The sequence below is a fragment of the Pseudomonas sp. PH1b genome (assembly GCF_000633395.1).
Classification (GTDB): Bacteria; Pseudomonadota; Gammaproteobacteria; order Pseudomonadales; family Pseudomonadaceae; genus Aquipseudomonas.
Map to the genome: position 1 here is coordinate 261,434 of NZ_AYMU01000007.1, position 25,809 is coordinate 287,242.

Consider the following 25,809-nt stretch of genomic DNA (forward strand, 5'->3'; position numbering starts at 1 on the left):
TTACCGGCTTCCGCTTTCCAGTCGCGACGGTTTTCGATGAGTTATCAGGTTCTTGCACGTAAATGGCGTCCGCGCTCGTTCCGCGAAATGGTCGGCCAGACCCATGTGCTCAAGGCTCTGATCAATGCCTTGGACAGCCAGCGGCTGCACCACGCCTATCTGTTTACCGGCACGCGCGGGGTGGGCAAGACCACCATCGCGCGGATCATTGCCAAATGTCTGAACTGTGAAACAGGCATCACTTCCACGCCCTGCGGCACCTGTTCGGTGTGCTGCGAGATCGACGAGGGGCGCTTTGTCGACCTGATCGAGATCGACGCCGCGAGCCGGACCAAGGTCGAGGACACCCGTGAACTGCTGGACAACGTGCAGTACGCACCGAGCCGCGGGCGCTTCAAGGTCTACCTGATCGACGAAGTGCACATGCTTTCCAGCCACTCGTTCAACGCCTTGCTCAAGACCCTCGAAGAGCCGCCGCCCTACGTCAAGTTCATCCTGGCGACCACCGATCCGCAGAAGCTGCCGGCGACCATTCTTTCGCGCTGCCTGCAGTTCTCCCTGAAGAACATGACGCCCGAGCGTGTGGTCGAGCACTTGAGCCATGTCCTGGGCGTGGAGAATGTGCCGTTCGAAGACGATGCACTGTGGCTGCTGGGTCGCGCCGCCGACGGCTCGATGCGCGACGCCATGAGCCTCACCGACCAGGCCATTGCCTTCGGCGAGGGCAAGGTCATGGCTGCCGACGTGCGCGCCATGCTTGGCACCCTCGACCACGGCCAGGTCTATGACGTCCTGCATGCGCTGATCAACGGTGATGCCAAGGCGCTGCTGGAGGCGGTGCGCCATCTGGCGGAGCAGGGGCCGGACTGGAATGGCGTGCTTTCCGAAATTCTCAACGTGCTGCACCGAGTGGCGATCGCCCAGGCGCTGCCGGATGGGGTCGATAACGGTCATGGCGACCGCGACCGAGTGCTGGCCCTGGCCCAGGCGCTGCCTGCCGAAGATGTGCAGTTCTATTACCAGATGGGCTTGATTGGTCGGCGTGACTTGCCGCTGGCGCCGGATCCGCGAGGCGGGTTCGAGATGGTCCTGCTGCGTATGCTGGCGTTCCGGCCAGCGGACACCGCGGATGCACCGAGACAGCCGCTAAAGCCAGTGGGGATCAGCCAGGCCACAGTTGATTCCGCCCAAGCCGTGGCGGCACCCGCACCTGCTGCGCCTGCAGCCGTTGCGGCGCCGGTGGCCAGTGTGCCGGCTCCTGCTCCAGTTTCCGTGCCCACGCCTGAACCGGCCGCCGTTGTGCCGCCAGTTGTGCCACCGGTTGTCGAGGCGACTGTCGCCGAGCCCGAGCCTGTGCCTGCGGTCACCGAAGAGGTGATCGACCTGCCGTGGAACGATCCGGCAGAAGCTGGCGTGCAAGCCTCGGTCGAACAGCAAGCAGTTGTGGAACCGGTGCTGGAAGTGGTTGCGCAACAGCCTGATTTGACCCCGATGCCCACCCCCACGCCCGACAGCGTGGTGCCGGATGCGCCGGAATGGGTCAATGCGCCGGTGCCCGAGCCCACGGTTGCCGAGGTCGACGCTGCGACTCCTGGAGCCGATCTGGACGACGAGCCGCCGCTGGATGAGGACTACATCGAGCCGGACATGGATTCGGCCTACAGCTACCTCGATGAGCTGGCCAGCGAGCACGCTGCCGATCCGGAGCCCGAGCCCGAGCCGGAACCTGCGGCGATGCCGGCCACCGGCCTGGCCCTGGAGTGGCTGGAACTGTTTCCAAAGTTGCCGATTTCCGGGATGACCGGGAGCATCGCTGCCAACTGCACGCTGATGGCCGTAGACGGCGACAATTGGCTGCTGCACCTGGATCCGGCCCATAGTGCACTGTTCAACGCCACTCAGCAGCGCCGTCTCAACGACGCCCTGAACCAGTACCACGGGCGCACCCTGGCCCTGAGCATCGAGCTGATCAAGCCCGAGCAGGAAACCCCGGCCCAGGCGGCGTCACGGCGCCGTGCCAACCGTCAGCGCGATGCCGAGGAATCGATCCACGGTGATCCGTTCATCCAGCAGATGGTCCAGGAGTTCGGCGCGGTGGTGCGCCACGATACTATTGAGCCTGTCGAGGCCCTGGCTGCCCAGGGCTGATCACTTCAAGGGCGCCGGGCCAGGGGCCGGGCGCCGTTTCCATCCCCGTACTTTGAGGTAATTCCCATGATGAAAGGTGGCATGGCCGGCCTGATGAAGCAGGCACAGCAGATGCAGGAAAAAATGGCCAAGATGCAGGAAGAACTGGCCAACGCAGAAGTCACCGGCAAGGCCGGCGGCGACATGGTCACTGTGGTCATGACCGGTCGTCATGACATCAAGCGTGTGAGCATCGACCCGAGCCTGCTCGAAGGCGTCAGCGAAGATGACCGTGAAGTGCTGGAAGACCTGTTCGCTGCCGCGGTGAACGACGCCGTGCGCAAGATCGAGTCCAACAGCCAGGAAAAGATGTCCGGCATGACCGCCGGCATGCAGCTGCCTCCGGGCATGAAGCTGCCTTTCTGATTCGCACAGGCGCATTGGATGGACTAAAAAAGCCAGGCCTAGAGCCTGGCTTTTTTTTACCTGGCAAGCGATGCGCCACGGCGGGTGGGCCACGATTGCCGTTGGAAACATAGAACGCCGGGCCGAACCCATGGTCTGCAACCTATGCAAGTCTTTTCAACCTTTGCTAAAGGAGTGTCTGTGATGCCGCAAACATTGACCCTTAATCAGCGCGTCGTGCTGGTGTCCCGTCCACAGGGCGCGCCAGTCCCGGAAAACTTCCGCCTGGAACGGGTGGCCCTGCCGGAACTGGCGGATGGCCAGGTGCTGCTCAAGACCCTCTATCTGTCCCTGGACCCTTACATGCGCGGGCGCATGAGTGATGCACCGTCTTATGCGGCCCCGGTGGAGATCGACGAGGTCATGACCGGAGGTGCCGTGAGCCGGGTGGAGCGCTCGTTGAACCCGAAGTTCCAGGAGGGCGATCTGGTGGTGGGGGCCACCGGCTGGCAGAGTCATTGCATTTGTGATGGCCGCAATCTGATCCCGGTGCCTTCGGGCCTGCCCAGCCCCTCCATGGCCCTGGGTGTACTGGGCATGCCCGGAATGACCGCCTACATGGGGTTGATGGACATCGGCCAGCCCAAGTCCGGGGAAACCCTGGTGGTGGCCGCAGCGTCCGGTGCAGTGGGCTCGGTGGTGGGGCAGGTGGCCAAGCTCAAGGGGTTGCGGGTAGTGGGTGTTGCCGGTGGTGCCGAGAAGTGCCGCTACGTGGTCGAGGAGCTGGGCTTTGATGCCTGCATCGATCACAAGAGCGCCGACTTTGCCGATGAGCTGGCCCAGGCCTGCTTCAAGGGCGTGGACATCTACTTCGAGAACGTCGGCGGCAAGGTCTTCGATGCCGTGCTGCCCCTGCTCAATCCCAAGGCGCGCATTCCCCTCTGCGGTCTGATTGCCCAGTACAACGCCCAGGAACTGCCGTCGGGTCCCGATCGCCTGCCCCTGCTGCAGCGTGCCCTGCTGACCAAGCGAGTGCGCATCCAGGGCTTTATCGTCTTTGACGACTACGGCGACCGGCATTCGGAGTTCATCAAGGCCATGGCGCCCTGGGTGCGCGAGGGCAAGGTCAAGTTCAAGGAGGATAGGGTCGAGGGTCTGGAGCAGGCGCCAGAAGCCTTCATCGGCCTGCTGGAGGGACGCAACTTCGGCAAGCTGGTGGTCAAGGTGGCCCCGGACGCGAGCATTTGACGCTGCCCCGAGGCGCGGGTATAAACCGCGTCTCGTCGTTTTGTCGGACCTTTGCCCATGAGCTTCAGCCCCCTGATTCGCCAACTGATCGATGCCCTGCGTACTTTGCCGGGTGTGGGTCAGAAAACCGCCCAGCGCATGGCCCTGCAACTGCTTGAGCGGGACCGCAGTGGTGGCTTGCGCCTGGCCCAGGCCCTGAGCCAGGCCATGGAGGGGGTAGGGCATTGCCGCCAGTGCCGAACCCTGACCGAGGACGAGCTGTGCCCGCAGTGCGCCGATCCGCGGCGTGACGACAGCCTGCTGTGCGTGGTGGAGGGGCCGATGGACGTGTATGCGGTAGAGCAGACCGGTTATCGCGGTCGCTACTTCGTGCTCAAGGGGCACCTGTCGCCCCTGGACGGCCTGGGGCCGGAAGCCATCGGCATTCCGCAACTGCTGGCGCGGATCGAAGAGCAGGGCAGCTTCAGCGAAATCATCCTGGCCACCAACCCCACGGTAGAAGGCGAAGCCACAGCTCACTACATCGCCCAACTGTTGACCAACAAGGGGCTGATCACCTCGCGGATCGCCCATGGCGTGCCGCTGGGCGGCGAGTTGGAGCTGGTGGACGGCGGCACCCTGGCCCATTCCTTTGCCGGGCGTAAACCCATAGAGCTGTAGATGGGACGGGTGTGCCGGCCTGCCGACGGGCCGGGCGCATCCTTTGGTTGAAAACCAAGCAAGCGCTTGGTAAGTTTCCTCGACCCTTCAGAGGAGCTTGCCGATGTCTGCCTGCCAGGAATACTTCGATCCCAGCCACCAGTTGGTCCGCGACAGCGTGCGACGTTTCGTCGAGCGTGAAATCCTCCCCGAGATCGATCAGTGGGAAGAGGCGGGTGGCTTCCCGCGTGAGTTGTATCTCAAGGCGGGTGCCGCCGGGATTCTCGGCATCGGCTATCCCGAATCCCTGGGCGGCAGTCATGAAGGTGATCTGTTCGCCAAGATCGCTGCCAGTGAAGAATTGATGCGTAGCGGTTCCGGTGGTTTGGTGGCGGGCTTGGGATCGCTGGATATCGGCTTGCCACCCATCGTCAAATGGGCCCGTCCCGAAGTGCGGGAGCGAGTGGCGCCCCAGGTGCTCTGCGGAGAGAAGATCTGCGCCCTGGCGGTGACTGAACCCGGTGGCGGCTCGGACGTGGCCAATCTGCAGACCTGCGCGGTGCGTGATGGCGACTATTACCGGGTCAGCGGCGCCAAGACCTTTATCACCAGTGGCGTGCGTGCCGACTTCTACACTGTTGCCGTACGTACCGGCGAGCCTGGCTACGGCGGCATCAGCCTGCTGCTGATCGAGAAGGGGACTCCGGGGTTTACCGTGGGGCGGCAATTGAAAAAGATGGGCTGGTGGGCCTCGGACACCGCCGAGTTGTTCTTCGACGATTGCCGGGTGCCAGTGGGCAACCTGATCGGCACCCAGAACATGGGCTTTGCCTGCATCATGGGCAATTTCCAGAGCGAGCGCCTGGCGCTGGCGCTGATGGCCAACATGACCGCGCAGATGGCTCTGGAAGAAAGTCTTAAATGGGCTCGTGGGCGCGAGGCGTTCGGCAAGCCCATCGCCAAGTTCCAGGTGCTCAAGCATCGTTTGGCAGAGATGGCTACGGCGCTGGAGATCTCCCGGGAGTTCACCTACCGCCAGGCGGCGCAGATGGCGGCAGGCAAGAGCGTGATCAAGGAGATCTCCATGGCCAAGAACTTCGCCACCGATACCGCCGACCGTATCACCTACGACGCGGTGCAGATCCTGGGAGGCATGGGCTACATGCGCGAAAGCCTGGTGGAGCGGCTGTACCGTGACAATCGCATTCTCTCTATTGGTGGCGGCACCCGCGAAGTGATGAACGAAATCATCAGCAAGCAGATGGGGCTCTAGCCCGGTTCGGGAATTGCCAGAGGGCCGCCGTTGGCTTCAGTGAGGAATACCGTCAGTTGCTACAGGCCGCCGGGGTGCAATGGCTGGCGATGTCGGTGGATGCCGAGGGCCTGGATGTGTCTTACGCCATTGGACAGGCGGCTCAGGCGCGTTTCGCCCTGGTGACAGCGGCTCATCAGAGTCCGCTGGGTGTGGCCATGTCCCTGCCACGGCGGCTGGCGCTGCTGGAGTGGGCTGCGCAGCGGGCCCGGGTGTCGTCCTAGCGGCGTAGGGACTGTCGAACGGCTGCACTCAGGCACGACCAGGGCCCGGGTTGCTGCCGGGATTGAGCAATGTCCTGGGTCGCTCCATGGCCACGCGGTTGGTGCGGCGACTGGCATGGGGCGTGGAAGGAGCCTAAGGGCTGAGCCGGCTCCGATCCTGTGGCGGAGGCGGCTCACCAGCGGTTTTAGCGTTCGCTCAACGAGAACTGCGTCAGGCAGAAGGTGGGGATACCCATGTCCTCCAGCTTTTGCGAGCCGCCCAGTTCCGGCAGGTCGATGATCGCGGCGGCTTCGAAAATGCTTGCCCCCATGCGTCGTACCAGATTGGCGGCGGCGACCAGAGTGCCGCCGGTGGCGATCAGGTCATCGAACATCAGCACCGAGTCGCCTTCGCAGAGGCTGTCGGCATGGACTTCGAGGAAGGCTTCGCCGTACTCGGTCTGGTAGCCTTCGGCGAGCACGTCCGCCGGAAGTTTGCCCTGCTTGCGAAACAGGATCAGCGGTTTGTTCAGTTGGTAGGCGATGATCGAGCCGATCAGGAAGCCACGGGCGTCCATGGCGCCGATATGGCTGAAGTCTTCTTCGACATAACGCTGGGCGAAACTGTCGGCCACCAGGCGCAGGGCTCGAGGAGACTGGAACAGGGGGGTGATGTCGCGAAAGATCACGCCGGGTTTCGGAAAGTCGATCACGGGGCGGATCAGGGATTTGATGTCGAAGGAATCGAAGGCCATCTTCAGGTGTCCTGGCGGGCAAAATATGCCGCGCCAGTATACCTGCGACCGAGCACCTTGGCTCAGTCGCGCACGTTGTGGATCAGCCTTCCACCGAGCCGCCGGCCAGGGCGCAGAGCTGGATGGGGTCGAGGATGTGGACTTCCTTGCCTTCGGCGGCGATCAGCTCGTTCTGCTGGAAGCGGGTGAATACCCGGGACACGGTTTCCACCGCCAGGCCCAGGTAGTTGCCGATTTCGTTGCGCGACATGCTCAGGCGGAACTGGTTGGCCGAGAAGCCGCGGGCACGGAAGCGCGCCGAGAGATTGACCAGGAAGGTGGCAATGCGCTCGTCGGCGGTCTTCTTCGACAGCAACAGCATCATTTGCTGATCGTCGCGGATCTCGCGGCTCATGACCCGCATCAACTGGCGGCGCAGCTGTGGCAATTGCAGGGCCAGTTCGTCGAGGCGCTCGAAGGGGATCTCGCACACCGACGTGGTTTCCAGCGCCTGGGCGGAAACCGGATGGGTTTCGGTGTCCATGCCGGACAGACCCACCAACTCGCTCGGGAGATGGAAGCCAGTGATCTGCTCTTCGCCGCTGTCGCTGAGGCTGAAGGTTTTCAGGGCGCCTGAACGCACGGCGTACACCGAGTCGAAGCCGTCACCCTGACGGAACAGGAATTCGCCTTTTTTCAATGGGCGGCCACGTTTGACGATTTCGTCCAGCGCGTCCATGTCTTCCAAATTCAACGAAAGTGGCAGGCAGAGGGGTGCCAGGCTGCAGTCCTTGCAATGGGCCTGGTTGTGAGCGCGCAGTTTAACTGGCTCGGACATTCTAGAATCCTTGTGGGAGAACACACATAAGCCGTAAGGGTAACTCACGGGAGGAGGTTCCGGCCAGTCCGTGCCGTATTGACGGTCAGTCGTAAAGCAATCCTTTTTGGAGTCGATAGCCTGTTATCAAAAGTAACTTGGAGAGCCGCAACTATGTCGTCCGTTGGCGGTATTACTAATGGCAGCAATAACTTGCAGCCACTTTCTGAATCATCGAAAAGCATTTATGACGCTGAACTAAATGATTCTCGTCTAGTTGCGGAGCCTGGTCTCGGTGAGGGCGTCAAAGTGTCGCTGTCGGGAGCGGGCCTGAAGAAGTCCTCCAGCGCCACCGGGCGTGACAGTGATATTGAGGAAAGCGGCCTTCCCGAAAATATTCAACAGATCCTCAAGATGATCAGGAAATTGCAACAACAGATTGCAGAAAAGCTGGCCCAGCTCCAGGCCGTCATGGCCGACAAGCGCCTGAGCCCTGAAGAAGCCAAGGCCAGGGTGGGTAGCCTGCAATCGGCCCTGGCGAGCCTCAACAGCGGTTTGCTGACCGCCAATGCCTCCCTGGCCAAGGCGATGAAACAAGCGGGCTTGAGCCCTGAACAGGTGATGAAGGCGGCATCGTTGGTCATGAAGTCCTAGATCACCCGGGAAAAGCGCTGACGGTTCTGCTGGCCCAGGTAGGCATCGAACACCATGCACACCGAGCGCACCAGCAACCGTCCGGCGGGCAAGACCGTGATCATGTCGCTGCTGAGTTCGATCAGGCCATCGTCGGCCATCTCTTCGAGTTCCGGCCAGAGTTCATTGAAGTAGCCACGAAAATCAATATTGAAGGCTTGTTCGATATCTTCGAACTTAAGACTAAAGTTGCAGATCAGTTGCTGAATAACTTCACGGCGCAGACGGTCGTCTGCATTGCACACCAAACCGCGACTAGTAGCCAGTTGTGCTCCGGCCAAGGCATTTTGATAGTGCGTCAAGTCGCTGCTGTTCTGGCAGTAAAGATCACCGATCTGACTGATGGCCGACACTCCCAATCCAATCAAGTCGCAATGACCGTGGGTGGTATAACCCTGGAAGTTGCGTTGCAGGGTTGATTCTTCCTGGGCAATGGCCAGTTCATCATCGGGCAGGGCGAAGTGGTCCATGCCGATGTACCGATACCCGGCCGCCGTCAGCTGTTCGATGGTGCGCTGCAGCATCTGCAGCTTTTCCGCCGGAGCCGGTAGCTCACTGCCATTGATCCGCCGTTGCGGCATGAAGCGCTCGGGCAGGTGGGCATAGTTGAACACCGAGAGCCGATCCGGTTGCAGGTTGATCACTTCTTCCACGGTACGGGCGAAGTTCTCCGGGGTCTGCTTGGGCAGGCCGTAGATCAAGTCGATGTTGATCGAGCGAAACTGCAGGGTACGGGCCGCCTCGATCACTGCCCGGGTTTCATCCAGGCTTTGCAGGCGGTTGACCGCCCGCTGCACGGCCGGGTCCAGGTCCTGCAAGCCAATGCTGACCCGGTTGAAGCCCAGCTCTCGCAGCAACCCCATGGTCGACCAGTCGGCCTCCCGCGGATCGATCTCGATGCCATAGTCGCCGGAGTCATCGTCGAGCAGGTTGAAGTGCTTGCGCAGCAGGGCCATCAACTGGCGCAGTTCATCATGGTTGAGAAAGGTCGGGGTGCCGCCGCCGAAGTGCAGTTGCTCGACGCGCTGGTTGGTGGCCAGATGGCAGGCGATCAGTTGCATCTCCTGTTCCAGGCGCTGCAGGTAGGGCAGGGCGCGGCTGCGGTCCTTGGTAATGACTTTGTTGCAGGCGCAGTAGTAGCAGATGTTGGCGCAGAACGGGATGTGCACGTACAGCGACAACGGGCGCTGGGCCTTGCGGCTGTCGCGCAGGGCATGCAGCAAGTCGAAGGCGCCGACCTGGCTGTTGAATTGCACCGCGGTCGGGTAGGAGGTGTAGCGTGGTCCCGCCAGGTCGTAACGGCGGATCAGATCTGTGTCCCAACGAATGGCGTCGAGCATGCGGGAATTCCCCCGGATAGGCTGGCAGTGTTCGCGAGTCTAGGAGGTTAGGGCCGCGGCCATCTTGACTTGTATCAAGGGTGTTCGGGAGCCGCTGGGGTAGTGCCGACAGGGTGTACAGGCCCTCTGGCCGGGCACTTGCCCGGTCTCAGTGGCCCATCAGCCAATGCTGGTGAGGGCCGGGCAGGGTCCAGATTCCGAACAGCATGACCAGCAGGCCGCCGGCCATGCGCACGCTACGGCGACGCAGCAGGGCGGTGACCCGCTCCGCCGCGAGGCCGGTGGCCAACAGCACCGGCCAGGTGCCCAGGCCGAAGGCCAGCATCAGCAAGGCGCTGTCCAGGGCATTACCCTGGCTCGCCGACCACAGCAGGGTGCTGTACACCAGCCCGCAAGGCAGCCAGCCCCAGAGTGCGCCCAGGAGCAGAGCGCGGGGCAGGCTGGAGACCGGCAGCAGGCGGTTGGCGACGGGCTGGATATGCCGCCACAGGCCTTTGCCAAGGCCTTCGATACGGGTCAGGCCGCTCCACCAGCCGGCCAGGTACAAGCCCATGGCAATCAGCAGCAGGCCCGCAATTACCCGCATGAACAGTGCCATCGGGCTGCTGGCCACTGCCCAGCCGGCGAGACCCAGCAGCAGTCCGGCCAGGGCGTAGCTGAGAATGCGGCCCAGGTTATAGGCCAGTAGCAGGCGAAAGCGCCGACTGCGCTGTTCCTGGGGGATTGCCAGGGTCAGGGCGCCCATCAACCCGCCGCACATGCCCAGGCAATGACCGCCGCCCAACAGACCGAGAATCACTGCGGAAACTAGCAGAGGTGCCAGCTCAAGCATGGGGCGGTTCCTGTTTCTCGGCGGGGGCGGTGTCTTGGGCAGCCTGGCCTTTGACCTCGTCTACGGCCGCGGTGTGGCTTGGGTCCTGATCGTCGAACAGGATGCTGTGGGCCGGACCGTCAAGGTCGTCGTACTGGCCGCTGTCGACGGCCCAGAAGAAGATGTAGATGGCGATGGCCACGATCAGCAGTGCGGCCGGGATCATCACATAAAGAGCAGGCATCTTGACTCCAGGCCCGGCGGCTCAGGCCGGCAGCGGGCGGGTTTCGGGGGCGGCGGCACTGTCGGCCTGCCGCGGCATGCGGGTCAGGCGCAGGGCATTGAGCACCACGGTCAGGGAACTGATGGACATGCCGACCGCCGCCCATACGGGGGTAATCCAGCCGAGGGCGGCGAACGGCAGCATCAGGCCATTGTACAGTCCCGCCCAGAGCAGGTTCTCGATGATGACCCGGCGTGTCCGGCGGGCCAGGCTGAAGGCTTGCACCAGGGCGTCCAGTCGGTTGGACAGCAGCACCGCATCGGCGCTGGTCTTCGCCAGGTCGGTGGCCGAGCCCATGGCCACGCTGATATCGGCGGCGGCCAGTACGGGCACGTCGTTGACCCCGTCGCCCAGCATCAGCACTTTGCGGCCTTGCTGGTGCAACTGTTGCAGCACTTGCAGCTTGTCGTCCGGGCGCAGGCCACCACGGGCCTCGTCGATCTGCAGTTCAGCGGCCACGCTGGCGACCATCGGCGAGCTATCCCCGGAGAGCAGCAGAGTGTGCCAGCCGCGAGCCTTGCAGGCAGCCAGCAGTGCGGGAGCGTCACTGCGCAGGCGATCGTCGAGAACCAGCCAGGCGAGGGCACCCTGGGTATCGCCGAGCAGCAGCCATTGGCCGTGTTCGTCGGGCATCTGCGGCACCTTGCAGCCACTGAGCGCGCAGACGAAAGCCGGTTGGCCGATACGCAGGCGCTGGGTTCCCACCAGGCCTTCCAGGCCGAGCCCGGGGCTGCTGGTAACCTCTTCTGCGGCGACGGGGGCGCGGCCGAAAGCCCGGGCGATGGGGTGTTCCGAGCGATTTTCCAGAGCCGCGGCCAGGCTCAGGCAGGCGTCGCTGGACAGGCTCCCCAGTGGTCGGATGGCGCGCAGCGCCAACCGGCCTTCGGTGAGGGTGCCGGTCTTGTCGAAAATCACCGTGTCGATCTGATTCAGCCCTTCCAGCACATGGCCGCGGGTCAGCAACAGGCCAAGTTTGTGCAGCGTGCCGGTGGCGGCGGTGAGGGCCGTCGGGGTTGCCAGTGACAGGGCGCAAGGGCAGGTGGCTACGAGCATTGCCAAAACGATCCAGAACGCCCGGGAGGCGTCCAGTTGCCACCACAGCAGGCCGATGGCGGCAGCCGCGATCAAGGAAAACAGCAGGAACCACTGGGCAGCACGATCGGCGACTTCCGCCAGCCGGGGCTTTTCCGCCTGGGCCCGGTCCAGCAGGCGCACGATGGCCGATAGCCGGGTGTCCTGGCCCAGGGCCTGGACCTCCACCGTCAGCGCACCTTCGACGTTCAGGGTGCCGGCGGTGACCGAGTCGCCCTGGCCGCGGGCTTGTGGCAGGTACTCACCGGTGAGCAGGGATTCGTCGATGCTGGATTGGCCGTCAAGGATCCTGCCGTCTGCCGGCAGCACCGCGCCGGGATGCACCAGCACCTTATCCCCCAGGCGCAGTTCACTGAGCAGGATGCGCTGGCTTTGGCCGTCTTCGTCCAGGCGCAGGCAGGAAGCCGGTAGCAGGTTGACCAGTTGCGCCGTGGCGGCCGCCGTGCGCTCCCGGGCCCGGCGCTCCAGGTAGCGACCGGTCAAGAGGAACAGGGCGAACATGCCCACCGCATCGAAGTACAGCTCGCCAACCCCGCTGATGGAGGTCCAGATGCCTGCCAGGTACGCCCCGCCAATGGCCAGGGAGACCGAGACATCCATGGTCAGGTGTCGGGTACGCAAATCACGCATGGCGCCCTTGAAAAAGGGCGCGCAGCTGTAGAAGACAATGGGGGTGGTGAGAAACAGCGCGACCCAGCGCAGGATGGTGTGCAGCTCAGGGCTGAGGTCGATGTTGAATTCCGGCCAGGTGGCCATGGTCGCCATCATTGCCTGGAACCACAGCAAGCCGGCGACCCCGAGTTGTCGCAGGGCCAGGCGGTTCTCGCTGGCCAGCTGTTCAGAGGCGCGGTCCGGTTGATAGGGGTGGGCGGCGTAGCCGATGTGCCGCAGCTCGCTGAGCACCTGGCTCAAAGGCAACTGGCTGTCGGCCCAGCGCACATGCAAGCGGTGGTTGGACAGGTTCAGGCGGGCCTCGGCCACCGCCGGCAAGCTGCGCAGGTGTTTTTCGATCAGCCAGCCACAGGCGGCGCAACTGATACCTTCCATGAGCAGGGTGGTTTCCGCGAGCTCGCCTTCATGGCGGACGAAGGGCTGCTGTACATCGGGGCGATCGTACAGCGCCAGTTCGTCCACCAGTTGCACGGGCAGGGCGCCGGGGTTGGCCGAGGCTTCGCTGCGATGGCTGTAGTAATGCTCCAGGCCGCCGGCGACTATCGCCTCGGCTACCGCCTGGCAGCCCGGGCAGCAGAATTCTCGGGGTTCGCCGAGCACGACGGCGGTGAACCGGCGACCGGCGGGAACCGGCAGGGCACAGTGGTAGCAAGGCAGTGGCGTGGTCATCGGCGGTCTTTGTGGTCGGGGAAAAACTCAACGCCGGCCCGTCGGCTTCCATCCCGGCAAGGGAGCAAGCGGCGGGCCGGCGATGTACGACAGGTGTTGATCAGTTCAGGTCTTCCGCGCCTTGCAGCGGCTCGTCGCCCAGTAGCAGGTCCTTGTCGTGGCTGACTTGTTCTTCTTCGAACATGCGCCAGGTCTTGTCGCCTTCGACTCCCAGCAGTTCGACGAAGCGCCGGCCCTCGACTTGATCGGTCAACTGGCCAATGTAGCGGCCTTGTTCGGTTTCGCTGCGGGCCAGGCTGATCTTGCGGTCCTTCTCCGGCTGGGTCGGCGAGATCAGGTTCAGTTCCAGGGTCTTGGGCTGGCTGTCACCGCTCAGGCGCAACTCGACTTCGCCAGTCAACTCATCGAGGTGCACGCTGGCGCGCATTTTCAGGGTCTGGGCCAGCAGCTCGCGGTCCAGGGAGCGGTTGATGCCCTTGCCGGCCTCGTAGTAGTTGTCGTTGACCAGGTTGTCCGGGTTGTTCACGGCAATGGTCACCATGGACAGCGTCAGGGTCACCGAGCAGGCGAGGATGCCGATGATGATCCAGGGCCAGAGGTGCTTGTACCAGGGGCTGGAGGAGATGGCTGTGGGCATGTTCACTTCTCTTTAACGAATTTGTGGGCCGATGAACCGGCTCTTGGCTTCAACGTGGACGCTGTCATCGTCGGCATCCTTGAGGATGAACTTCACCTCGTTGGTGGACGACGGCAGTTGTTCCGGAGCGATCGACAGTTCCACCGGCATGCTGACGATATCGCCGGCGACCACGTGGATCTCGCGCTTGCCCTGCAGCTTCAAGTCCGGCAGGCCCGCAGCATCGAGCACGTAGGTGTGATCGCGCTGGTCCTTGTTCATGATCTTCAGACTGTAGACGTTCTCGATCCGGCCCTCGGCGTTCTCGCGGTACAGCACGCGGTCCTTGCTGACGTCGAAGCCCACCAGCGAGCGCATGAAGAACGCGGTGACCAGCAGGCTGATCATGGCCAGCAGCACCAGGGCATAGCCGATCAGGCGTGGACGCAGTTTATGGGTTTTCTGTCCGGACAGGTTGTGTTCGGTGGTGTAGCTGATGAGGCCGCGAGGGTAATCCATCTTGTCCATGATGCTGTCGCAGGCGTCGATGCAGGCGGCGCAGCCAATGCACTCGATCTGCAGGCCGTCGCGGATGTCGATGCCGGTGGGGCAGACCTGGACGCACATGGTGCAGTCGATGCAGTCGCCCAGGCCCTGGGCCTTGTAGTCGGCGCCTTTCTTGCGCGGGCCGCGGATTTCCCCGCGCCGCGGATCGTAGGAGACGATCAGGGTGTCCTTGTCGAACATCACGCTCTGGAAGCGCGCATAGGGGCACATGTAGATGCACACCTGTTCGCGCAGCCAGCCGGCGTTGCCGTAGGTGGCCAGGGTGAAGAAACCCACCCAGAAGTACGACCAGCCATCGGCCTGGCCGGTGAAGAAGTCGATCACCAGCTCGCGGATCGGCGAGAAGTAGCCGACGAAGGTCATGCCGGTGACGAAGCCGATCGCCAGCCAGAGGCTGTGCTTGCTGAGTTTACGCAGGAACTTGTTGGCGCTCATGGGCGCCTTGTCCAGCTTGATGCGCTGGTTGCGGTCGCCTTCGGTGACCTTTTCGCACCACATGAAGATCCAGGTCCAGACGCTCTGCGGGCAGGTGTAGCCGCACCAGACACGACCGGCATAGACGGTGATGAAGAACAGGCCAAAGGCGGCGATGATCAGCAGGCCGGACAGCAGGATGAAATCCTGGGGCCAGAAGGTGGCGCCGAAGATGAAGAACTTGCGCTCCGGCAGGTTCCACCAGACGGCCTGGTGGCCACCCCAGTTGAGCCAGACGGTGCCGAAGTACAGGAGGAACAGGCCGGCGCCGCCGAGCATGCGCAGGTTGCGAAACAGGCCAGTGAAGGCGCGGGTGTAGATTTTTTCCCTGGGGGCGTAGAGGTCGACGCTGTTATTCGCGTTTTTGGCAGGCGGGGTAATGTTTTGTACAGGAATCTGATTGCTCATCATTGCATCCCACGGCAGTGGAAAAATGCCTCGGTCAGTACGTGCCGACCGCGGTCAAAAGGGGTGTTGCAGTGGCGCAATGATACGCCTGTAGCTCTAGCGCAAGGGTGCGACCTTTGGTCGCGTTGGGGGAAATCAACCGATGGTGTAATGACTTGAATCAATTGACTTGTGAATTATGGACCGTTTTGCACTTCCTACCGTTCAATTCTTCCACGGGTTGAGCAAGCGCACGCCGCAGGCCTCGAAGTCCGCCACGTTGCGGGTGACCACGGTCAAGTTGTGGACCAGGGCGGTTGCGGCAATCAGCGCATCACACTCATTGCTGCGGTCTGGTACATGGAGTTGAGCGCAGCGCAGTGCTACCGCGCTATCAATGGCCAGGATGCGTCCGCTGAAGGTCGGAAGCACTCGACGCTCCAGCCAGGTGCGCAGCAACGCGCCCTGGTCAGGGTCGCGTCGCTCCACCCGCAGGATTCCGGTTTCCAGCTCCAGCACCGTGATGGCCGAGAGAAACAGGCTGGTGGGCGCAATGCCATGTGCCCAGGCCTTGACTCCGCGATTGGCCTTGGGCTTGCGCAGCTCGGAGATGACGTTGGTATCGAGCAGGAACATCAGGACAAATCTGTTTCACGTGGAGTGATCACTGCGCGCTCCGTCGTCAATTCGATGTCTGCAGCCCCTGGCATTGCCAGCATCTCGACGATGCTGAGAGTGAGGCCGCTGAGTTTCTGGTACTCCTCAATGCTTAGCAGTACATGGGCCGGCTTGCCACGGTCGGTGATGATTACCGGGCCACTTTTCGCGGCTTTTTTGGCACCGCTTGTGTCCTGGTTGAACTCGCGACTGGAAAGGGTGGTGATGGTCATGATCGGGCCCCGCTTGGAAAACATAATGTAGAAACGTTACTACTCGGTGGCTGGGCGGGCAATCTCTCGGCAGGGCGAGGCGATACACGGCAGGTAGCAGACAATAAAAACGGCCCCGTCAATTTTCATTGGCGGGGCCGTCGGGTGTTGCTTTCAAGCGTTGCCGTTACTCGGCGTCGGCCTGTTTGTCACCGTGGGACAGGCTGTAGACATAAGCCGCCAGCAGGTGGACCTTGTCATTGCCTTGCAGTTGTTCCTGGGCAGGCATCACGCCCTGACGGCCGTAACGAATGGTCTGCTGCAGTTGCGCAAAGCTCGAACCGTAGATGAACGCGGCCGGGTGGGTCAGGTTGGGTGCGCCCATGGCTGGGGTGCCCTTGCCTTCCGGACCATGGCAGACCGCACAGGTGGTGGCGAAGATCTTCTGGCCATTGACCGGATCGGCCTTGATGCCTTCCGGCAGCTTGCGCCCATCGAGGTTGGTCAGTACGTAAGCTGCGACATCACTCACGCCTTGTTCTTTCAGGCTGTCCAGCCAGCCAGGCATCACGGCATGACGACCGCCCATGATGGTGGCCTTGATGGTTTCCGGCTCGCCGCCCCAGCGCCAGTCGGCGTCGGTCAGGTTGGGGAAGCCGTAAGCGCCCTTGGCGTCGGAGCCGTGGCAGACCGAGCAGTTGGAGGCGAACAGGCGACCACCCATTTTCAGGGCTTGCGGGTCCTTGGCCACTTCTTCGATAGGCATGGCAGCGTACTTGGCGAAGATCGGACCGAACTTGGCGTCCGACTTGGCCATTTCCTTTTCCCATTCGTGCACGCCGGTCCAGCCGGACTGGCCATTGGCGAACGGGGTCTGCTTCTCGTTGTCGAGGTAGTTGTAGCCCGGCAGGACGCCTTTCCAGTTGCCCAGGCCCGGGTACAGCACCAGGTAGCCCAGGGCGAAGACGATGGTGCCGACGAACAGCATGAACCACCATTTCGGCAGTGGGTTGTCGTACTCTTCGATCCCGTCGAAGGAGTGGCCAACCGTCTCGTCGGTCTGCTCGGTGCGCTGGCCCTTGCGGGTCGACAGCAGCAGCCAGGTCAGGGCGAAGATGGTACCCAGACTGAGGACTGTGACGTACAGACTCCAGAACGTAGTCATTCTTTGTTACTCCTAGAAGCTTGCTCGACGTGCTTGATGGCGTCGGGATCATCCGCGAACGGCAGCAAGGTCGCGTCTTCAAACTCGGACTTGCGCTTGGGGCTGAACACCCAGAGCGCCAAGCCGACAAAGGCCACCATCACAACAAGGGTGCCCAGGCCACGAATCATCCCGATATCCATCTAGATCACCGTTTGCTTTTGATGATGGTGCCCAGGCCTTGCAGATAGGCCACCAGCGCGTCCATTTCGGTTTTGCCCTTCACCGCATCCTTGGCACCGGCGATGTCTTCGTCGGTATAAGGGACGCCGAGCGTGCGCAAGACTTCCATTTTCTTCGCGGTGTCTTTGCCGTCGAGCTTGTTTTCTACGAGGAACGGGTAAGCCGGCATTTTCGACTCGGGAACAACGTTGCGCGGGTTGTACAAGTGCGCACGCTGCCAGTCATCAGAGTAACGACCACCCACGCGGGCCAGGTCCGGACCGGTACGCTTGGAGCCCCACAGGAACGGGTGGTCCCAGACGCTTTCACCGGCTACCGAGTAGTGGCCATAACGTTCGGTTTCCGCACGGAACGGACGAATCATCTGCGAGTGGCACTGTACGCAGCCGTTGGCGATGTAGATGTCACGACCTTCCAGTTCCAGCGCGGAGCGTGGCTTCATGCCTTCTACCGGCTTGTTGGTGACGTCCTGGAAGAACAGCGGGACGATCTGGGTCAGGCCGCCGATGCTGACGGCGATGACCATGAAGAAGGCCAGCAGGCCAATATTCTTCTCGACTACTTCGTGCTTCATCAGTGAGCTCCAACTACAGCGATCTGAGCGGCGGCTTCAGCTTCAGCCGGGTTCGAGGCGCGAACGGTACGGAACACGTTGTAGGCCATGAACAGCATGCCGGCGGCAAAGAATGCACCGCCCACGGCGCGGACGATAAAGCCCGGGTGGCTGGCTTGCAGCGCTTCGACGAAGGAGTAGGTGAGGGTGCCGTCATCGTTGATAGCACGCCACATCAGGCCCTGGGTGATGCCGTTGACCCACATCGAGGCGATGTAGAGCACGGTGCCGATAGTGGCCAGCCAGAAGTGGGTGTTGATCAGGGCGATGCTGTGCATCTGCTGACGACCGAAGACTTTCGGGATCAGGTGATACAGGGCGCCGATGGAGATCATCGCTACCCAGCCCAGAGCGCCGGCGTGTACGTGGCCGATGGTCCAGTCGGTGTAGTGGGAAAGCGAGTTGACGGTCTTGATCGCCATCATCGGACCTTCGAAGGTCGACATGCCGTAGAACGCCAGGGATACCACCAGGAACCGCAGGATCGGGTCGGTGCGCAGCTTATGCCAGGCGCCCGACAGGGTCATCATGCCGTTGATCATGCCGCCCCAGCTTGGCGCCAGCAGGATGATCGACATGGCCATGCCCAGGGACTGTGCCCAGTCCGGCAGCGCGGTGTAGTGCAGGTGGTGCGGGCCGGCCCAGATGTACAGGGTGATCAGTGCCCAGAAGTGCACGATCGACAGGCGATAGGAGTAGATCGGGCGTTCGGCCTGCTTGGGTACGAAGTAGTACATCATCCCCAGGAAGCCGGTGGTCAGGAAGAAGCCCACGGCGTTGTGGCCGTACCACCACTGGATCATCGCGTCAGTCGCCCCGGCATAGGCCGAGTAGGACTTGAAGAAGCTGACCGGCAGGGATGCGTGGTTGACGATATGCAGCATCGCGGTGACCACGATGAAGGCACCGTAGAACCAGTTGCCCACGTAGATGTGCTTGGTCTTGCGCTTGGTGATGGTGCCAAAGAACACCAGGCCATAGGTGACCCAGACGATCGCCAGCAGGATAGCCAGAGGCCATTCCAGTTCGGCGTATTCCTTGGTGGTGGTGTAACCCAGTGGCAGGGTCACGATCGCGCCGACGATCACCGCTTGCCAACCCCAGAAGGTGAAGGCCGCGAGGCTGTCGGAAATCAGTCGCGTCTGGCAGGTTCGCTGCACGACATAGTAAGAGGTGGCAAACAATGCACATCCACCGAAGGCGAAGATCACCAGGTTGGTGTGCAGCGGGCGCAGGCGTCCAAAGGTCGTCCATGGCAGACCGAAGTTCAACTCCGGCCAGACCAGTTGCGAGGCGATGAAGACACCGAGCCCCATGCCAAGGATCCCCCAGACCACCGTCATGATGGCGAACTGGCGGACTACCTTATAGTTATAAGCAGTCGGACTGATTGCTGTGCTCATTCTAAGGTTCCACGGTTTGGGTGTTTTATTAGGGATAAAAATCGGCCGCAAGTATGGAGAAAGCAGGGGGTCATTGCAACGCGCCATGACCTGGGTCAATGCGTTCCATGCCTGATTCTGCGGCCTTTCCCTATGCCGAGTAGGGACAAAAAAATGCCCTCGGACAAGCTGTCGCAGTGGACAGGAAAGTCGGGCTTTCAGGTTGCTTGCAACCGGGCAGGTGGACGCTCTTGGATCGGCTGACAGGCGGTAAGCGAGTCGACAGCCGGTATAAACCAGCCTTTGCGGCCTGTCATCGAGCTGAAGCTGTGAACCTCACGGATACCCCTGGCCTGTAGCCGGCTGTTGCCGGACCACTTCGGGGCAAGCTTAGACCTGATTCGGATCAGTGCAAAGGAAGGGGGGGAGAGGGGTGCGACACTTGGTCGCAAAGGGGCAGGGGCAAGCTTCAAGCGCCAGGCTGCAAGTTGAAGGACTTGCAGCCTGGCGTGGGTTTCTTACTTGTCGCTCTCAGCTTGCTGTCTGTCGCTGTTGTTGTGCGACAGGCTGTACACGTAAGCGGCCAGCAGTTGCACCTTGTCATTGCCGAGCAGGTCGCTCTGCGCTGGCATCTGGCCCTGGCGACCATGGCGAATGGTCTGCTGCAGTTGCGCCAGGCTGGTGCCGTAGATGAAGCCGGCCGGCTGGGTCAGGTCAGGCGCGCCCATGATCTCGGTGCCCTTGCCGTTGGCGCCGTGGCAGGCTACGCAGGTGGTGCTGAATGCTTGATGTCCGGCTTGCAGGTCAGCATCGCTGTCCGCAGGCAGGGGCAGGCCAGCCAGTTCGTGGCGAACATAAGCCGCGACGTTCTTCACCCCATCTTCCTTGAGCACTTCGCCCCAGGCGGGCATGGCAGCATGGCGACCGCCCATGATGCTGGCCTTGATGGTGTCGGCACTGCCGCCCCAGCGCCAGATGTTGTCAGCCAGGTTGGGGAAGCCATAGGCACCCTTGGCGTCGGAACCGTGACACACCGAGCAGTTGGAGGCGAACAGGCGACCGCCCATCTTCAACGCTTGTGGGTCCTTGGCCACCTCTTCCACGGGCATGGCGGCAAATTTGGCGAAGATCGGCCCAAACTTGACGTCGGCCTTGGCCATTTCCTTTTCCCATTCCTTGGTCTGGGTCCAGCCGTCTTCATAGCCCGGCAGGATGCCTTTCCAGTTACCCAGGCCCGGATAGAGGATCAGGTAGCCAACGGAAAACACCAGGGTGCCGGCGAACAGCAGGAACCACCATTGCGGCAGGGGGTTGTCGTACTCCTCGATGCCATCGAAGGCGTGGCCCATGGTCTGGTCCACGCTGCCCTTGGTTTCACCCTTGCGGGTGCCGACCAGCAGCCAGGTCAGGCCGATCAGGCTGCCGATGGTCAGTACGCAGATCCACGTACTCCAGAAGGTGGTCATGGCCGAATGCTCCTTGTTGCAGGCTCTTGAGGTTGAGCGTCATCAATTGTGTTGCCGGCCGGTGCCGTGCCCGGCATCGGGTCGTCGGCGAAGGGCAGCAGGCGTGCCTGGGCAAACTCGGGATTGCGCTTTGAGTTGAACACCCAGATCGACAGGCCGATGAAGGCGATCATCACCACCAGGGTCCCGAGCCCGCGAATCATGCCGCTATCGAGTTCAAAACCCATGGCTCACCTCTTGCTCTTGATGGCAGTGCCAAGCACTTGCAGGTAGGCCACCAGGGCATCCATCTCGGTCTTGCCCTTGAGTGAAGCGGTGGCGCCGGCAATGTCATCGTCGGTGTAAGGCACGCCGAGGGTGCGCATGACCTTGAGCTTGGTTTCGGTATGGCTGCTGTCCACCGGTGCGGTCACCAGCCACGGATAGGCCGGCATCTTCGACTCGGGCACCACGTTGCGCGGGTTGTACAAGTGCGCGCGGTGCCAGTCATCGGAGTAGCGGGCGCCGACTCGGGCCAGGTCCGGACCGGTACGCTTGGAGCCCCACAGGAACGGGTGATCCCAGACGCTTTCACCGGCCACCGAGTAGTGGCCATAGCGCTCGGTCTCGGCGCGGAACGGACGGATCATCTGCGAGTGGCACTGTACGCAGCCTTCGCGGATGTAGATGTCGCGGCCTTCCAGTTGCAGGGCGGTGTAGGGCTTCATGCCTTCCACCGGCTTGTTGGTGACGTCCTGGAAGAACAGCGGGACGATCTGGGTCAGACCGCCGATGCTCACCGCGAAGACCATCAGCAGCATCAGCAGGCCGACGTTTTTTTCAATCGTTTCGTGTTTCATGGCGGACTCCTCAGGCCATCTGCGCAGCGGCGTTGACTTCGGCTGGCACTGCGGCACGTACGGTGCGCCAGGTGTTGTAAGCCATCAGGAACATGCCGCTGAGGAAGATCGCACCACCGACCAGTCGCACGATGAAGCCTGGGTGGCTGGCCACCAGGGTTTCGACGAAGGAGTAGGTGAGGGTGCCGTCTTCGTTGATCGCACGCCACATCAGGCCCTGGGCAATGCCGTTGACCCACATCGAGGCGATGTAGAGCACGGTGCCGATGGTGGCCAGCCAGAAGTGGGTGTTGATCAGGCCGATGCTGTACATCTGCTCGCGGCCGAAGACTTTCGGGATCAGGTGATACAGGGCGCCGATGGAGATCATCGCTACCCAGCCCAGAGCGCCGGCGTGTACGTGGCCGATGGTCCAGTCGGTGTAGTGGGAGAGGGCGTTGACGGTCTTGATCGCCATCATCGGACCTTCGAAGGTCGACATGCCGTAGAACGCCAGGGACACCACCAGGAACCGCAGGATCGGGTCGCTGCGCAGCTTATGCCAGGCGCCCGAGAGGGTCATCATGCCGTTGATCATGCCGCCCCAGCTCGGAGCCAGCAGTACCAGCGACATCACCATGCCCAGGGACTGTGCCCAGTCCGGCAGCGCGGTGTAGTGCAGGTGGTGCGGACCGGCCCAGATGTACAGGGTGATCAGTGCCCAGAAGTGCACGATCGACAGGCGATAGGAATACACCGGACGCTCGGCCTGCTTGGGTACGAAGTAGTACATCATCCCCAGGAAGCCCGCGGTCAGGAAGAAGCCCACGGCGTTGTGGCCGTACCACCATTGCACCATGGCATCGGTTGCGCCGGCATACACCGAGTAGGACTTGGTCAGGCTGACCGGCAGTTCCAGGTTGTTGACGATGTGCAGGATGGCCACGGTGATGATGAAAGCACCGAAGAACCAGTTGCCCACGTAGATGTGCTTGGTCTTGCGCTTCATCAGCGTGCCGAAGAACACGATGGCGTAGGCGACCCAGACGATGGTGATCAGGATATCGATCGGCCATTCCAGCTCGGCGTATTCCTTGGAGCTGGTGTAGCCCAGTGGCAGGCTGATGGCCGCCAGCAGGATCACCAGCTGCCAGCCCCAGAAGCAGAACGCGGCGATTTTCGGCGCGAACAGTTGGGTCTGGCAGGTGCGTTGCACGGAGTAGAAGGAGCTGGCAAACAGCGCGCAGCCACCGAAGGCGAAGATCACTGCGTTGGTGTGCAGTGGACGCAGACGGCCGAAGCTGGTCCACGGCAAATCGAAGTTGAGTTCGGGCCAAACCAATTGGGCAGCGAGAAAAACCCCGAGCCCCATGCCGACGATGCCCCACACCACCGTCATAATGGCGAATTGGCGGACCACCTTGTAGTTGTAGGCGGTACTGATAGAAGTGTTCATGGTTCCCCATCCACGGTTCAGCTGAAGTGAAAGCGACTGCGCACGGCAAGGCGCGCTCACTTCTTCTGGAGTTATAGGCAGACTAAAAGCGAGGCAAGCATGAGCAATGAGCACAAGGCCAGTATTGACGGGGATCAATGGGCGCAGTGCGTGCGGGAACGGGGCTGGTTGTGGGAGGTCGCGCGGGGCGTCGAGGCGCAGTCGGCACCGACGCTGATCCTGGCTCACGGTGCCGGTGCACCGATGGACAGCGGGTTCATGAGCGACATCGCTGTACGCCTTGCCGGGCATGGGGTGAACGTCTTGCGCTTCGAGTTTCCCTACATGGCGCAGCGGCGCCTGGACGGCGGCAAACGTCCGCCAAACCCGGCCCCCAGGCTCCTGGAATGCTGGCGCGAGGTGCATGCCCTGGTGCGACCTTATGTCACTGGGGTGTTGGCGGTGGGCGGCAAGTCCATGGGCGGACGCATGGCCAGCCTTCTGGCGGATGAACTGCAGGCCGATGGCCTGGTGTGCCTGGGTTATCCCTTCTATGCGGCGGGCAAGCCGGAGAAACCCCGGGTCGCACACTTGGCCGATCTGGCCTGTCCGACCCTGATCGTGCAGGGCGAGCGCGACGCCCTGGGCAATCGCCAGGCGGTCGAAGCCTACACCTTGGCGCCGAGTATCGAGTTGTACTGGCTGACGGCTGCTGATCACGATCTCAAGCCCCTGAAGGCCTCGGGTTTCAGCCATGAGCAGCACCTGGAATCTGCGGCGGTCAAGGTTGCCGCTTTCCTGCACGCGCTGAGCTGATCCTGTAGCAGCGAGCCTGCTCGCGAAGCATTCACCCGACCCTCGAATGGGGATCGCGGTGAAGATTTATCGCGAGCCAGTTCGCTCCTTCAGTCGTTGGGCAGATGGGCGGGCATAAAAAAACCGCAAGCCAAGGCTTGCGGTTTTTTTTGTCGCCAGGCCAGGGGCTCAGCGGTTGAAACGCTCCACCAGCGAGTACTGGGTGTGGGCGGTGCGGGTCAGGGCTTCGCTGAGCTCGGCCGAATGCTGGGCCTGCTCCGAAGTCTGATCCGCCAGTTGCGCGATGGTGCTGATGTTGCGGCTGATCTCTTCGGCGACCGAGCTTTGCTCTTCGGTCGCAGCAGCGATCTGGGTGGTCATGTCGGTGATGTTGGCCACCGCTTCGCTGATCCCCACCAGCGCCTGGTCGGCTTCCAGCACCCGGGCCACGCCTTCCTCGGCCTGGCGGTGACCGGCGTCCATGGTCTGTACCGCGGTGGCAGCGGTTTGCTGCAGCTTGGCGATCAGGGTGTGGATCTGCCCGGTGGATTCGCTGGTGCGTTGCGCCAGTTGGCGTACTTCGTCGGCCACCACGGCAAAGCCGCGACCCATTTCCCCGGCACGGGCCGCTTCGATGGCTGCGTTCAGGGCCAACAGGTTGGTCTGGTCGGCGATGCCCTTGATTACATCGACCACGCCACCGATCTCGTCGCTGTCCTTGGCCAGCTGAGTCACCGTCAGGCCGGTTTCACCCACCACCACAGACAGGCGCTGGATGGCTTCACGGGTTTCCCCGGCGATGTCGCGACCGCGGCCGGTCAGGCGATTGGCTTCCTGGGTGGCGTCGGCAGTGCGCTGGACGTGGCTGGCCACTTCCTGGGTGGTGGCAGCCATCTGGTTGACTGCGGTGGCCACCTGTTCGGTCTCGACCCGCTGGCGCTCCAGCCCGCTGGAGCTGTTGTGGGCCAGGGTGTCGGACTGACGGGCCTGTTCGTTAAGGTGCTCGGCCGTGTCCTGCAGGCGGGTCAGGCAGGTCTTCAGGCGGGCTTCCTGGCTCAGGATCGACATCTCCAGGCGGGCCTGGGCTCCGCGGCTGTCGGTGTACATCTGCGCGATCAGCGGGTCAGAGGTGGTCTGTTCGGCCAGGCGCAGCAGGCGCTTGAGGCCTCGTTGCTGCCAGCTCAGGCCCAACAGGCCCAGCGGCACCGAGAGGGCGGCGGCCAGGGCGAAGCCCCAGTGGGAGTTGAGCCAGGCGCCGATCATGAAGCTCAGTTGGCTGACCAGGATGAACGGCAGCCAGTCCTGGAGAATCGGCAACCACTTGTCACGCTTGGGAATGGCCGACTTGCCCTGGTTGATGCGTTGATAGAGGGCTTCGGCGCGGCGCACCTGTTCGGCCGTGGGCTTGACCCGCACCGACTCGTAGCCCACCACCTGGTTGCCTTCGAACACGGGTGTCACGTAGGCGTTGACCCAATAGTGGTCGCCGGTCTTGCAACGGTTCTTGACGATGCCCATCCATGGCAAGCCTTGTTTCAGGGTGCTCCACATGTGCGCGAATACCGCCGCTGGTACGTCAGGGTGGCGGACCAGGTTGTGAGGTGCGCGAACCAGTTCCTCGCGGGAGAACCCACTGATCTCGACAAAGGCATCGTTGCAATAGGTGATCACGCCTTTTGCGTCGGTGGTGGAAATCAACCGCTGTTGAGCCGGGAAGGTACGTTCGCGCTGAGTGACAGGCTGGTTGTTACGCATGTTTTTTCAATCCGCAAGGCTTTGATAGGGTGTCGGCCGTGTCAGCCGATTATTGAAATTATTTTTCAATAATCGGCGCTGGGTCTCATTGGCAGAATATGTCGTTTGCAAAATCCGTTGCCCGGAGTTTTCCGCTGTCGACAAGAGGTTGATCATTGACTTTCTTCCTTGGCAGTCAATTGTTCGAAAGTACCGGTTCT

General features: G+C 62.2%; 28 protein-coding genes. 8 read left to right on the forward strand and 20 right to left on the reverse strand.

Annotated elements, in window-relative coordinates:
- Positions 1-36: 36 nt before the first annotated feature.
- From dnaX to U873_RS0113785, 6 genes are all read left to right on the forward strand, one after another.
- The gene (gene dnaX / locus U873_RS0113760) at positions 37-2,148 is read left to right on the forward strand and encodes a DNA polymerase III subunit gamma/tau (RefSeq protein ID WP_029978391.1); all 2,112 of its coding nucleotides are present in this window, start codon (positions 37-39) and stop codon (positions 2,146-2,148) included.
- 66 nt (positions 2,149-2,214) lie between these two features.
- Positions 2,215-2,553: a YbaB/EbfC family nucleoid-associated protein gene (locus U873_RS0113765; protein WP_015634779.1), complete on the forward strand. Its 339-nt coding sequence runs from the start codon at positions 2,215-2,217 to the stop codon at positions 2,551-2,553.
- 183 nt (positions 2,554-2,736) lie between these two features.
- Complete coding sequence (locus U873_RS0113770; RefSeq protein WP_025128808.1) at positions 2,737-3,780, forward strand: NADP-dependent oxidoreductase; 1,044 nt, start codon at positions 2,737-2,739, stop codon at positions 3,778-3,780.
- A gap of 57 nt (positions 3,781-3,837) precedes the next feature.
- Positions 3,838-4,440: a recombination mediator RecR gene (gene recR / locus U873_RS0113775; RefSeq protein ID WP_025128809.1), complete on the forward strand. Its 603-nt coding sequence runs from the start codon at positions 3,838-3,840 to the stop codon at positions 4,438-4,440.
- Positions 4,441-4,543: 103 nt separating this feature from the next.
- Entirely contained in the window at positions 4,544-5,692 is a 1,149-nt protein-coding gene (locus tag U873_RS0113780) for an acyl-CoA dehydrogenase family protein (RefSeq protein ID WP_025128810.1), read from the forward strand.
- A 56-nt stretch (positions 5,693-5,748) separates the two neighbouring features.
- Positions 5,749-5,955, forward strand: a complete 207-nt coding sequence (locus U873_RS0113785) for a hypothetical protein (protein ID WP_025128811.1) — start codon at positions 5,749-5,751, stop codon at positions 5,953-5,955.
- A 185-nt stretch (positions 5,956-6,140) separates the two neighbouring features.
- Here U873_RS0113785 and U873_RS0113790 read toward each other — a convergent pair whose 3' ends face one another.
- Together U873_RS0113790 and fnrA are read right to left on the reverse strand one after the other, a co-directional pair.
- Positions 6,141-6,689, reverse strand: coding sequence for an adenine phosphoribosyltransferase (locus U873_RS0113790; RefSeq protein ID WP_025128812.1), 549 nt, complete (start codon positions 6,687-6,689; stop codon positions 6,141-6,143).
- 82 nt (positions 6,690-6,771) lie between these two features.
- Entirely contained in the window at positions 6,772-7,506 is a 735-nt protein-coding gene (fnrA, locus tag U873_RS0113795) for a Crp/Fnr family transcriptional regulator FnrA (protein ID WP_025128813.1), read from the reverse strand.
- Between the two features lie 153 nt (positions 7,507-7,659).
- On the opposite strand from fnrA, the gene U873_RS0113800 reads away from it, so the two are divergent.
- Positions 7,660-8,139, forward strand: coding sequence for a hypothetical protein (locus U873_RS0113800; RefSeq protein WP_025128814.1), 480 nt, complete (start codon positions 7,660-7,662; stop codon positions 8,137-8,139).
- Here the strand turns inward: U873_RS0113800 and hemN are convergent.
- The 16 genes from hemN to ccoN (U873_RS0113880) form a co-directional block, all read right to left on the reverse strand.
- Positions 8,136-9,518 carry an oxygen-independent coproporphyrinogen III oxidase gene (gene hemN, locus U873_RS0113805; RefSeq protein ID WP_025128815.1) on the reverse strand — a complete coding sequence of 461 codons (1,383 nt, stop codon included), beginning with the start codon at positions 9,516-9,518 and terminating at the stop codon, positions 8,136-8,138. The two genes, U873_RS0113800 and hemN, sit on opposite strands and share 4 nt — an antisense overlap.
- Before the next feature lie 148 nt (positions 9,519-9,666).
- Positions 9,667-10,350 (reverse strand): sulfite exporter TauE/SafE family protein, encoded by a 684-nt coding sequence (locus U873_RS0113810; protein WP_025128816.1) that lies wholly within the window; start codon positions 10,348-10,350, stop codon positions 9,667-9,669.
- Complete coding sequence (gene ccoS, locus U873_RS0113815) at positions 10,343-10,573, reverse strand: cbb3-type cytochrome oxidase assembly protein CcoS (RefSeq protein WP_025128817.1); 231 nt, start codon at positions 10,571-10,573, stop codon at positions 10,343-10,345. Before ccoS ends, U873_RS0113810 begins: the two co-directional genes overlap by 8 nt.
- Before the next feature lie 21 nt (positions 10,574-10,594).
- Complete coding sequence (locus U873_RS0113820) at positions 10,595-13,045, reverse strand: heavy metal translocating P-type ATPase (protein WP_025128818.1); 2,451 nt, start codon at positions 13,043-13,045, stop codon at positions 10,595-10,597.
- 100 nt (positions 13,046-13,145) lie between these two features.
- Positions 13,146-13,682: a FixH family protein gene (locus U873_RS0113825; RefSeq protein ID WP_025128819.1), complete on the reverse strand. Its 537-nt coding sequence runs from the start codon at positions 13,680-13,682 to the stop codon at positions 13,146-13,148.
- Positions 13,683-13,694: 12 nt separating this feature from the next.
- Entirely contained in the window at positions 13,695-15,110 is a 1,416-nt protein-coding gene (ccoG, locus tag U873_RS0113830; protein ID WP_025128820.1) for a cytochrome c oxidase accessory protein CcoG, read from the reverse strand.
- A gap of 204 nt (positions 15,111-15,314) precedes the next feature.
- Positions 15,315-15,725 (reverse strand): type II toxin-antitoxin system VapC family toxin, encoded by a 411-nt coding sequence (locus U873_RS0113835; protein WP_025128821.1) that lies wholly within the window; start codon positions 15,723-15,725, stop codon positions 15,315-15,317.
- On the reverse strand, positions 15,725-15,979 hold the full coding sequence (locus tag U873_RS0113840; RefSeq protein WP_025128822.1) for a type II toxin-antitoxin system Phd/YefM family antitoxin: 255 nt from the start codon (positions 15,977-15,979) through the stop codon (positions 15,725-15,727). Before U873_RS0113840 ends, U873_RS0113835 begins: the two co-directional genes overlap by 1 nt.
- 166 nt (positions 15,980-16,145) lie before the next feature.
- Entirely contained in the window at positions 16,146-17,123 is a 978-nt protein-coding gene (gene ccoP, locus U873_RS0113845; RefSeq protein WP_025128823.1) for a cytochrome-c oxidase, cbb3-type subunit III, read from the reverse strand.
- On the reverse strand, positions 17,120-17,305 hold the full coding sequence (locus tag U873_RS0113850) for a CcoQ/FixQ family Cbb3-type cytochrome c oxidase assembly chaperone (protein ID WP_025128824.1): 186 nt from the start codon (positions 17,303-17,305) through the stop codon (positions 17,120-17,122). Before U873_RS0113850 ends, ccoP (U873_RS0113845) begins: the two co-directional genes overlap by 4 nt.
- A gap of 5 nt (positions 17,306-17,310) precedes the next feature.
- Positions 17,311-17,919: a cytochrome-c oxidase, cbb3-type subunit II gene (gene ccoO / locus U873_RS0113855; protein WP_025128825.1), complete on the reverse strand. Its 609-nt coding sequence runs from the start codon at positions 17,917-17,919 to the stop codon at positions 17,311-17,313.
- Positions 17,919-19,361 (reverse strand): cytochrome-c oxidase, cbb3-type subunit I, encoded by a 1,443-nt coding sequence (gene ccoN / locus U873_RS0113860; protein ID WP_025128826.1) that lies wholly within the window; start codon positions 19,359-19,361, stop codon positions 17,919-17,921. Before ccoN (U873_RS0113860) ends, ccoO (U873_RS0113855) begins: the two co-directional genes overlap by 1 nt.
- A 497-nt stretch (positions 19,362-19,858) precedes the next feature.
- Positions 19,859-20,806, reverse strand: coding sequence for a cytochrome-c oxidase, cbb3-type subunit III (gene ccoP, locus U873_RS0113865; RefSeq protein ID WP_025128827.1), 948 nt, complete (start codon positions 20,804-20,806; stop codon positions 19,859-19,861).
- The gene (locus U873_RS0113870; RefSeq protein WP_025128828.1) at positions 20,803-21,033 is read right to left on the reverse strand and encodes a cbb3-type cytochrome c oxidase subunit 3; all 231 of its coding nucleotides are present in this window, start codon (positions 21,031-21,033) and stop codon (positions 20,803-20,805) included. Before U873_RS0113870 ends, ccoP (U873_RS0113865) begins: the two co-directional genes overlap by 4 nt.
- A gap of 3 nt (positions 21,034-21,036) precedes the next feature.
- The gene (gene ccoO / locus U873_RS0113875) at positions 21,037-21,645 is read right to left on the reverse strand and encodes a cytochrome-c oxidase, cbb3-type subunit II (RefSeq protein WP_025128829.1); all 609 of its coding nucleotides are present in this window, start codon (positions 21,643-21,645) and stop codon (positions 21,037-21,039) included.
- A 10-nt stretch (positions 21,646-21,655) separates the two neighbouring features.
- Positions 21,656-23,080, reverse strand: a complete 1,425-nt coding sequence (gene ccoN, locus U873_RS0113880) for a cytochrome-c oxidase, cbb3-type subunit I (protein WP_025128830.1) — start codon at positions 23,078-23,080, stop codon at positions 21,656-21,658.
- 99 nt (positions 23,081-23,179) lie between these two features.
- Here ccoN (U873_RS0113880) and U873_RS0113885 point away from each other — a divergent pair, with 99 nt between their 5' ends.
- Positions 23,180-23,875: an alpha/beta family hydrolase gene (locus U873_RS0113885; protein ID WP_025128831.1), complete on the forward strand. Its 696-nt coding sequence runs from the start codon at positions 23,180-23,182 to the stop codon at positions 23,873-23,875.
- A gap of 168 nt (positions 23,876-24,043) precedes the next feature.
- On the opposite strand, the gene U873_RS0113890 is transcribed toward U873_RS0113885, so the two are convergent.
- Together U873_RS0113890 and U873_RS37070 are read right to left on the reverse strand one after the other, a co-directional pair.
- Positions 24,044-25,609, reverse strand: a complete 1,566-nt coding sequence (locus U873_RS0113890) for a PAS domain-containing methyl-accepting chemotaxis protein (RefSeq protein ID WP_025128832.1) — start codon at positions 25,607-25,609, stop codon at positions 24,044-24,046.
- Between the two features lie 6 nt (positions 25,610-25,615).
- Complete coding sequence (locus U873_RS37070) at positions 25,616-25,765, reverse strand: hypothetical protein (RefSeq protein WP_157838084.1); 150 nt, start codon at positions 25,763-25,765, stop codon at positions 25,616-25,618.
- Positions 25,766-25,809 lie beyond the last annotated feature (44 nt).

What these genes read in the sequence shown, in the direction of transcription:
- fnrA (WP_025128813.1), bottom strand. Translation starts at nt 7,506, where the DNA reads ATGTCCGAGCCAGTTAAACTGCGCGCTCACAACCAGGCCCATTGCAAG.
- U873_RS0113890 (WP_025128832.1), bottom strand. Translation starts at nt 25,609, where the DNA reads ATGCGTAACAACCAGCCTGTCACTCAGCGCGAACGTACCTTCCCGGCT.
- U873_RS37070 (WP_157838084.1), bottom strand. Translation starts at nt 25,765, where the DNA reads ATGATCAACCTCTTGTCGACAGCGGAAAACTCCGGGCAACGGATTTTG.
- U873_RS0113765 (WP_015634779.1), top strand. Translation starts at nt 2,215, where the DNA reads ATGATGAAAGGTGGCATGGCCGGCCTGATGAAGCAGGCACAGCAGATG.
- U873_RS0113840 (WP_025128822.1), bottom strand. Translation starts at nt 15,979, where the DNA reads ATGACCATCACCACCCTTTCCAGTCGCGAGTTCAACCAGGACACAAGC.
- U873_RS0113770 (WP_025128808.1), top strand. Translation starts at nt 2,737, where the DNA reads ATGCCGCAAACATTGACCCTTAATCAGCGCGTCGTGCTGGTGTCCCGT.
- hemN (WP_025128815.1), bottom strand. Translation starts at nt 9,518, where the DNA reads ATGCTCGACGCCATTCGTTGGGACACAGATCTGATCCGCCGTTACGAC.
- U873_RS0113800 (WP_025128814.1), top strand. Translation starts at nt 7,660, where the DNA reads ATGTCGTCCGTTGGCGGTATTACTAATGGCAGCAATAACTTGCAGCCA.
- U873_RS0113820 (WP_025128818.1), bottom strand. Translation starts at nt 13,045, where the DNA reads ATGACCACGCCACTGCCTTGCTACCACTGTGCCCTGCCGGTTCCCGCC.
- U873_RS0113885 (WP_025128831.1), top strand. Translation starts at nt 23,180, where the DNA reads ATGAGCAATGAGCACAAGGCCAGTATTGACGGGGATCAATGGGCGCAG.
- U873_RS0113790 (WP_025128812.1), bottom strand. Translation starts at nt 6,689, where the DNA reads ATGGCCTTCGATTCCTTCGACATCAAATCCCTGATCCGCCCCGTGATC.
- ccoP (WP_025128827.1), bottom strand. Translation starts at nt 20,806, where the DNA reads ATGACCACCTTCTGGAGTACGTGGATCTGCGTACTGACCATCGGCAGC.
- U873_RS0113835 (WP_025128821.1), bottom strand. Translation starts at nt 15,725, where the DNA reads ATGTTCCTGCTCGATACCAACGTCATCTCCGAGCTGCGCAAGCCCAAG.
- U873_RS0113850 (WP_025128824.1), bottom strand. Translation starts at nt 17,305, where the DNA reads ATGGATATCGGGATGATTCGTGGCCTGGGCACCCTTGTTGTGATGGTG.
- ccoO (WP_025128825.1), bottom strand. Translation starts at nt 17,919, where the DNA reads ATGAAGCACGAAGTAGTCGAGAAGAATATTGGCCTGCTGGCCTTCTTC.
- ccoP (WP_025128823.1), bottom strand. Translation starts at nt 17,123, where the DNA reads ATGACTACGTTCTGGAGTCTGTACGTCACAGTCCTCAGTCTGGGTACC.
- U873_RS0113780 (WP_025128810.1), top strand. Translation starts at nt 4,544, where the DNA reads ATGTCTGCCTGCCAGGAATACTTCGATCCCAGCCACCAGTTGGTCCGC.
- U873_RS0113825 (WP_025128819.1), bottom strand. Translation starts at nt 13,682, where the DNA reads ATGCCCACAGCCATCTCCTCCAGCCCCTGGTACAAGCACCTCTGGCCC.
- ccoO (WP_025128829.1), bottom strand. Translation starts at nt 21,645, where the DNA reads ATGAAACACGAAACGATTGAAAAAAACGTCGGCCTGCTGATGCTGCTG.
- ccoG (WP_025128820.1), bottom strand. Translation starts at nt 15,110, where the DNA reads ATGAGCAATCAGATTCCTGTACAAAACATTACCCCGCCTGCCAAAAAC.
- ccoS (WP_025128817.1), bottom strand. Translation starts at nt 10,573, where the DNA reads ATGCCTGCTCTTTATGTGATGATCCCGGCCGCACTGCTGATCGTGGCC.
- ccoN (WP_025128830.1), bottom strand. Translation starts at nt 23,080, where the DNA reads ATGAACACTTCTATCAGTACCGCCTACAACTACAAGGTGGTCCGCCAA.
- U873_RS0113870 (WP_025128828.1), bottom strand. Translation starts at nt 21,033, where the DNA reads ATGGGTTTTGAACTCGATAGCGGCATGATTCGCGGGCTCGGGACCCTG.
- dnaX (WP_029978391.1), top strand. Translation starts at nt 37, where the DNA reads ATGAGTTATCAGGTTCTTGCACGTAAATGGCGTCCGCGCTCGTTCCGC.
- U873_RS0113810 (WP_025128816.1), bottom strand. Translation starts at nt 10,350, where the DNA reads ATGCTTGAGCTGGCACCTCTGCTAGTTTCCGCAGTGATTCTCGGTCTG.
- recR (WP_025128809.1), top strand. Translation starts at nt 3,838, where the DNA reads ATGAGCTTCAGCCCCCTGATTCGCCAACTGATCGATGCCCTGCGTACT.
- ccoN (WP_025128826.1), bottom strand. Translation starts at nt 19,361, where the DNA reads ATGAGCACAGCAATCAGTCCGACTGCTTATAACTATAAGGTAGTCCGC.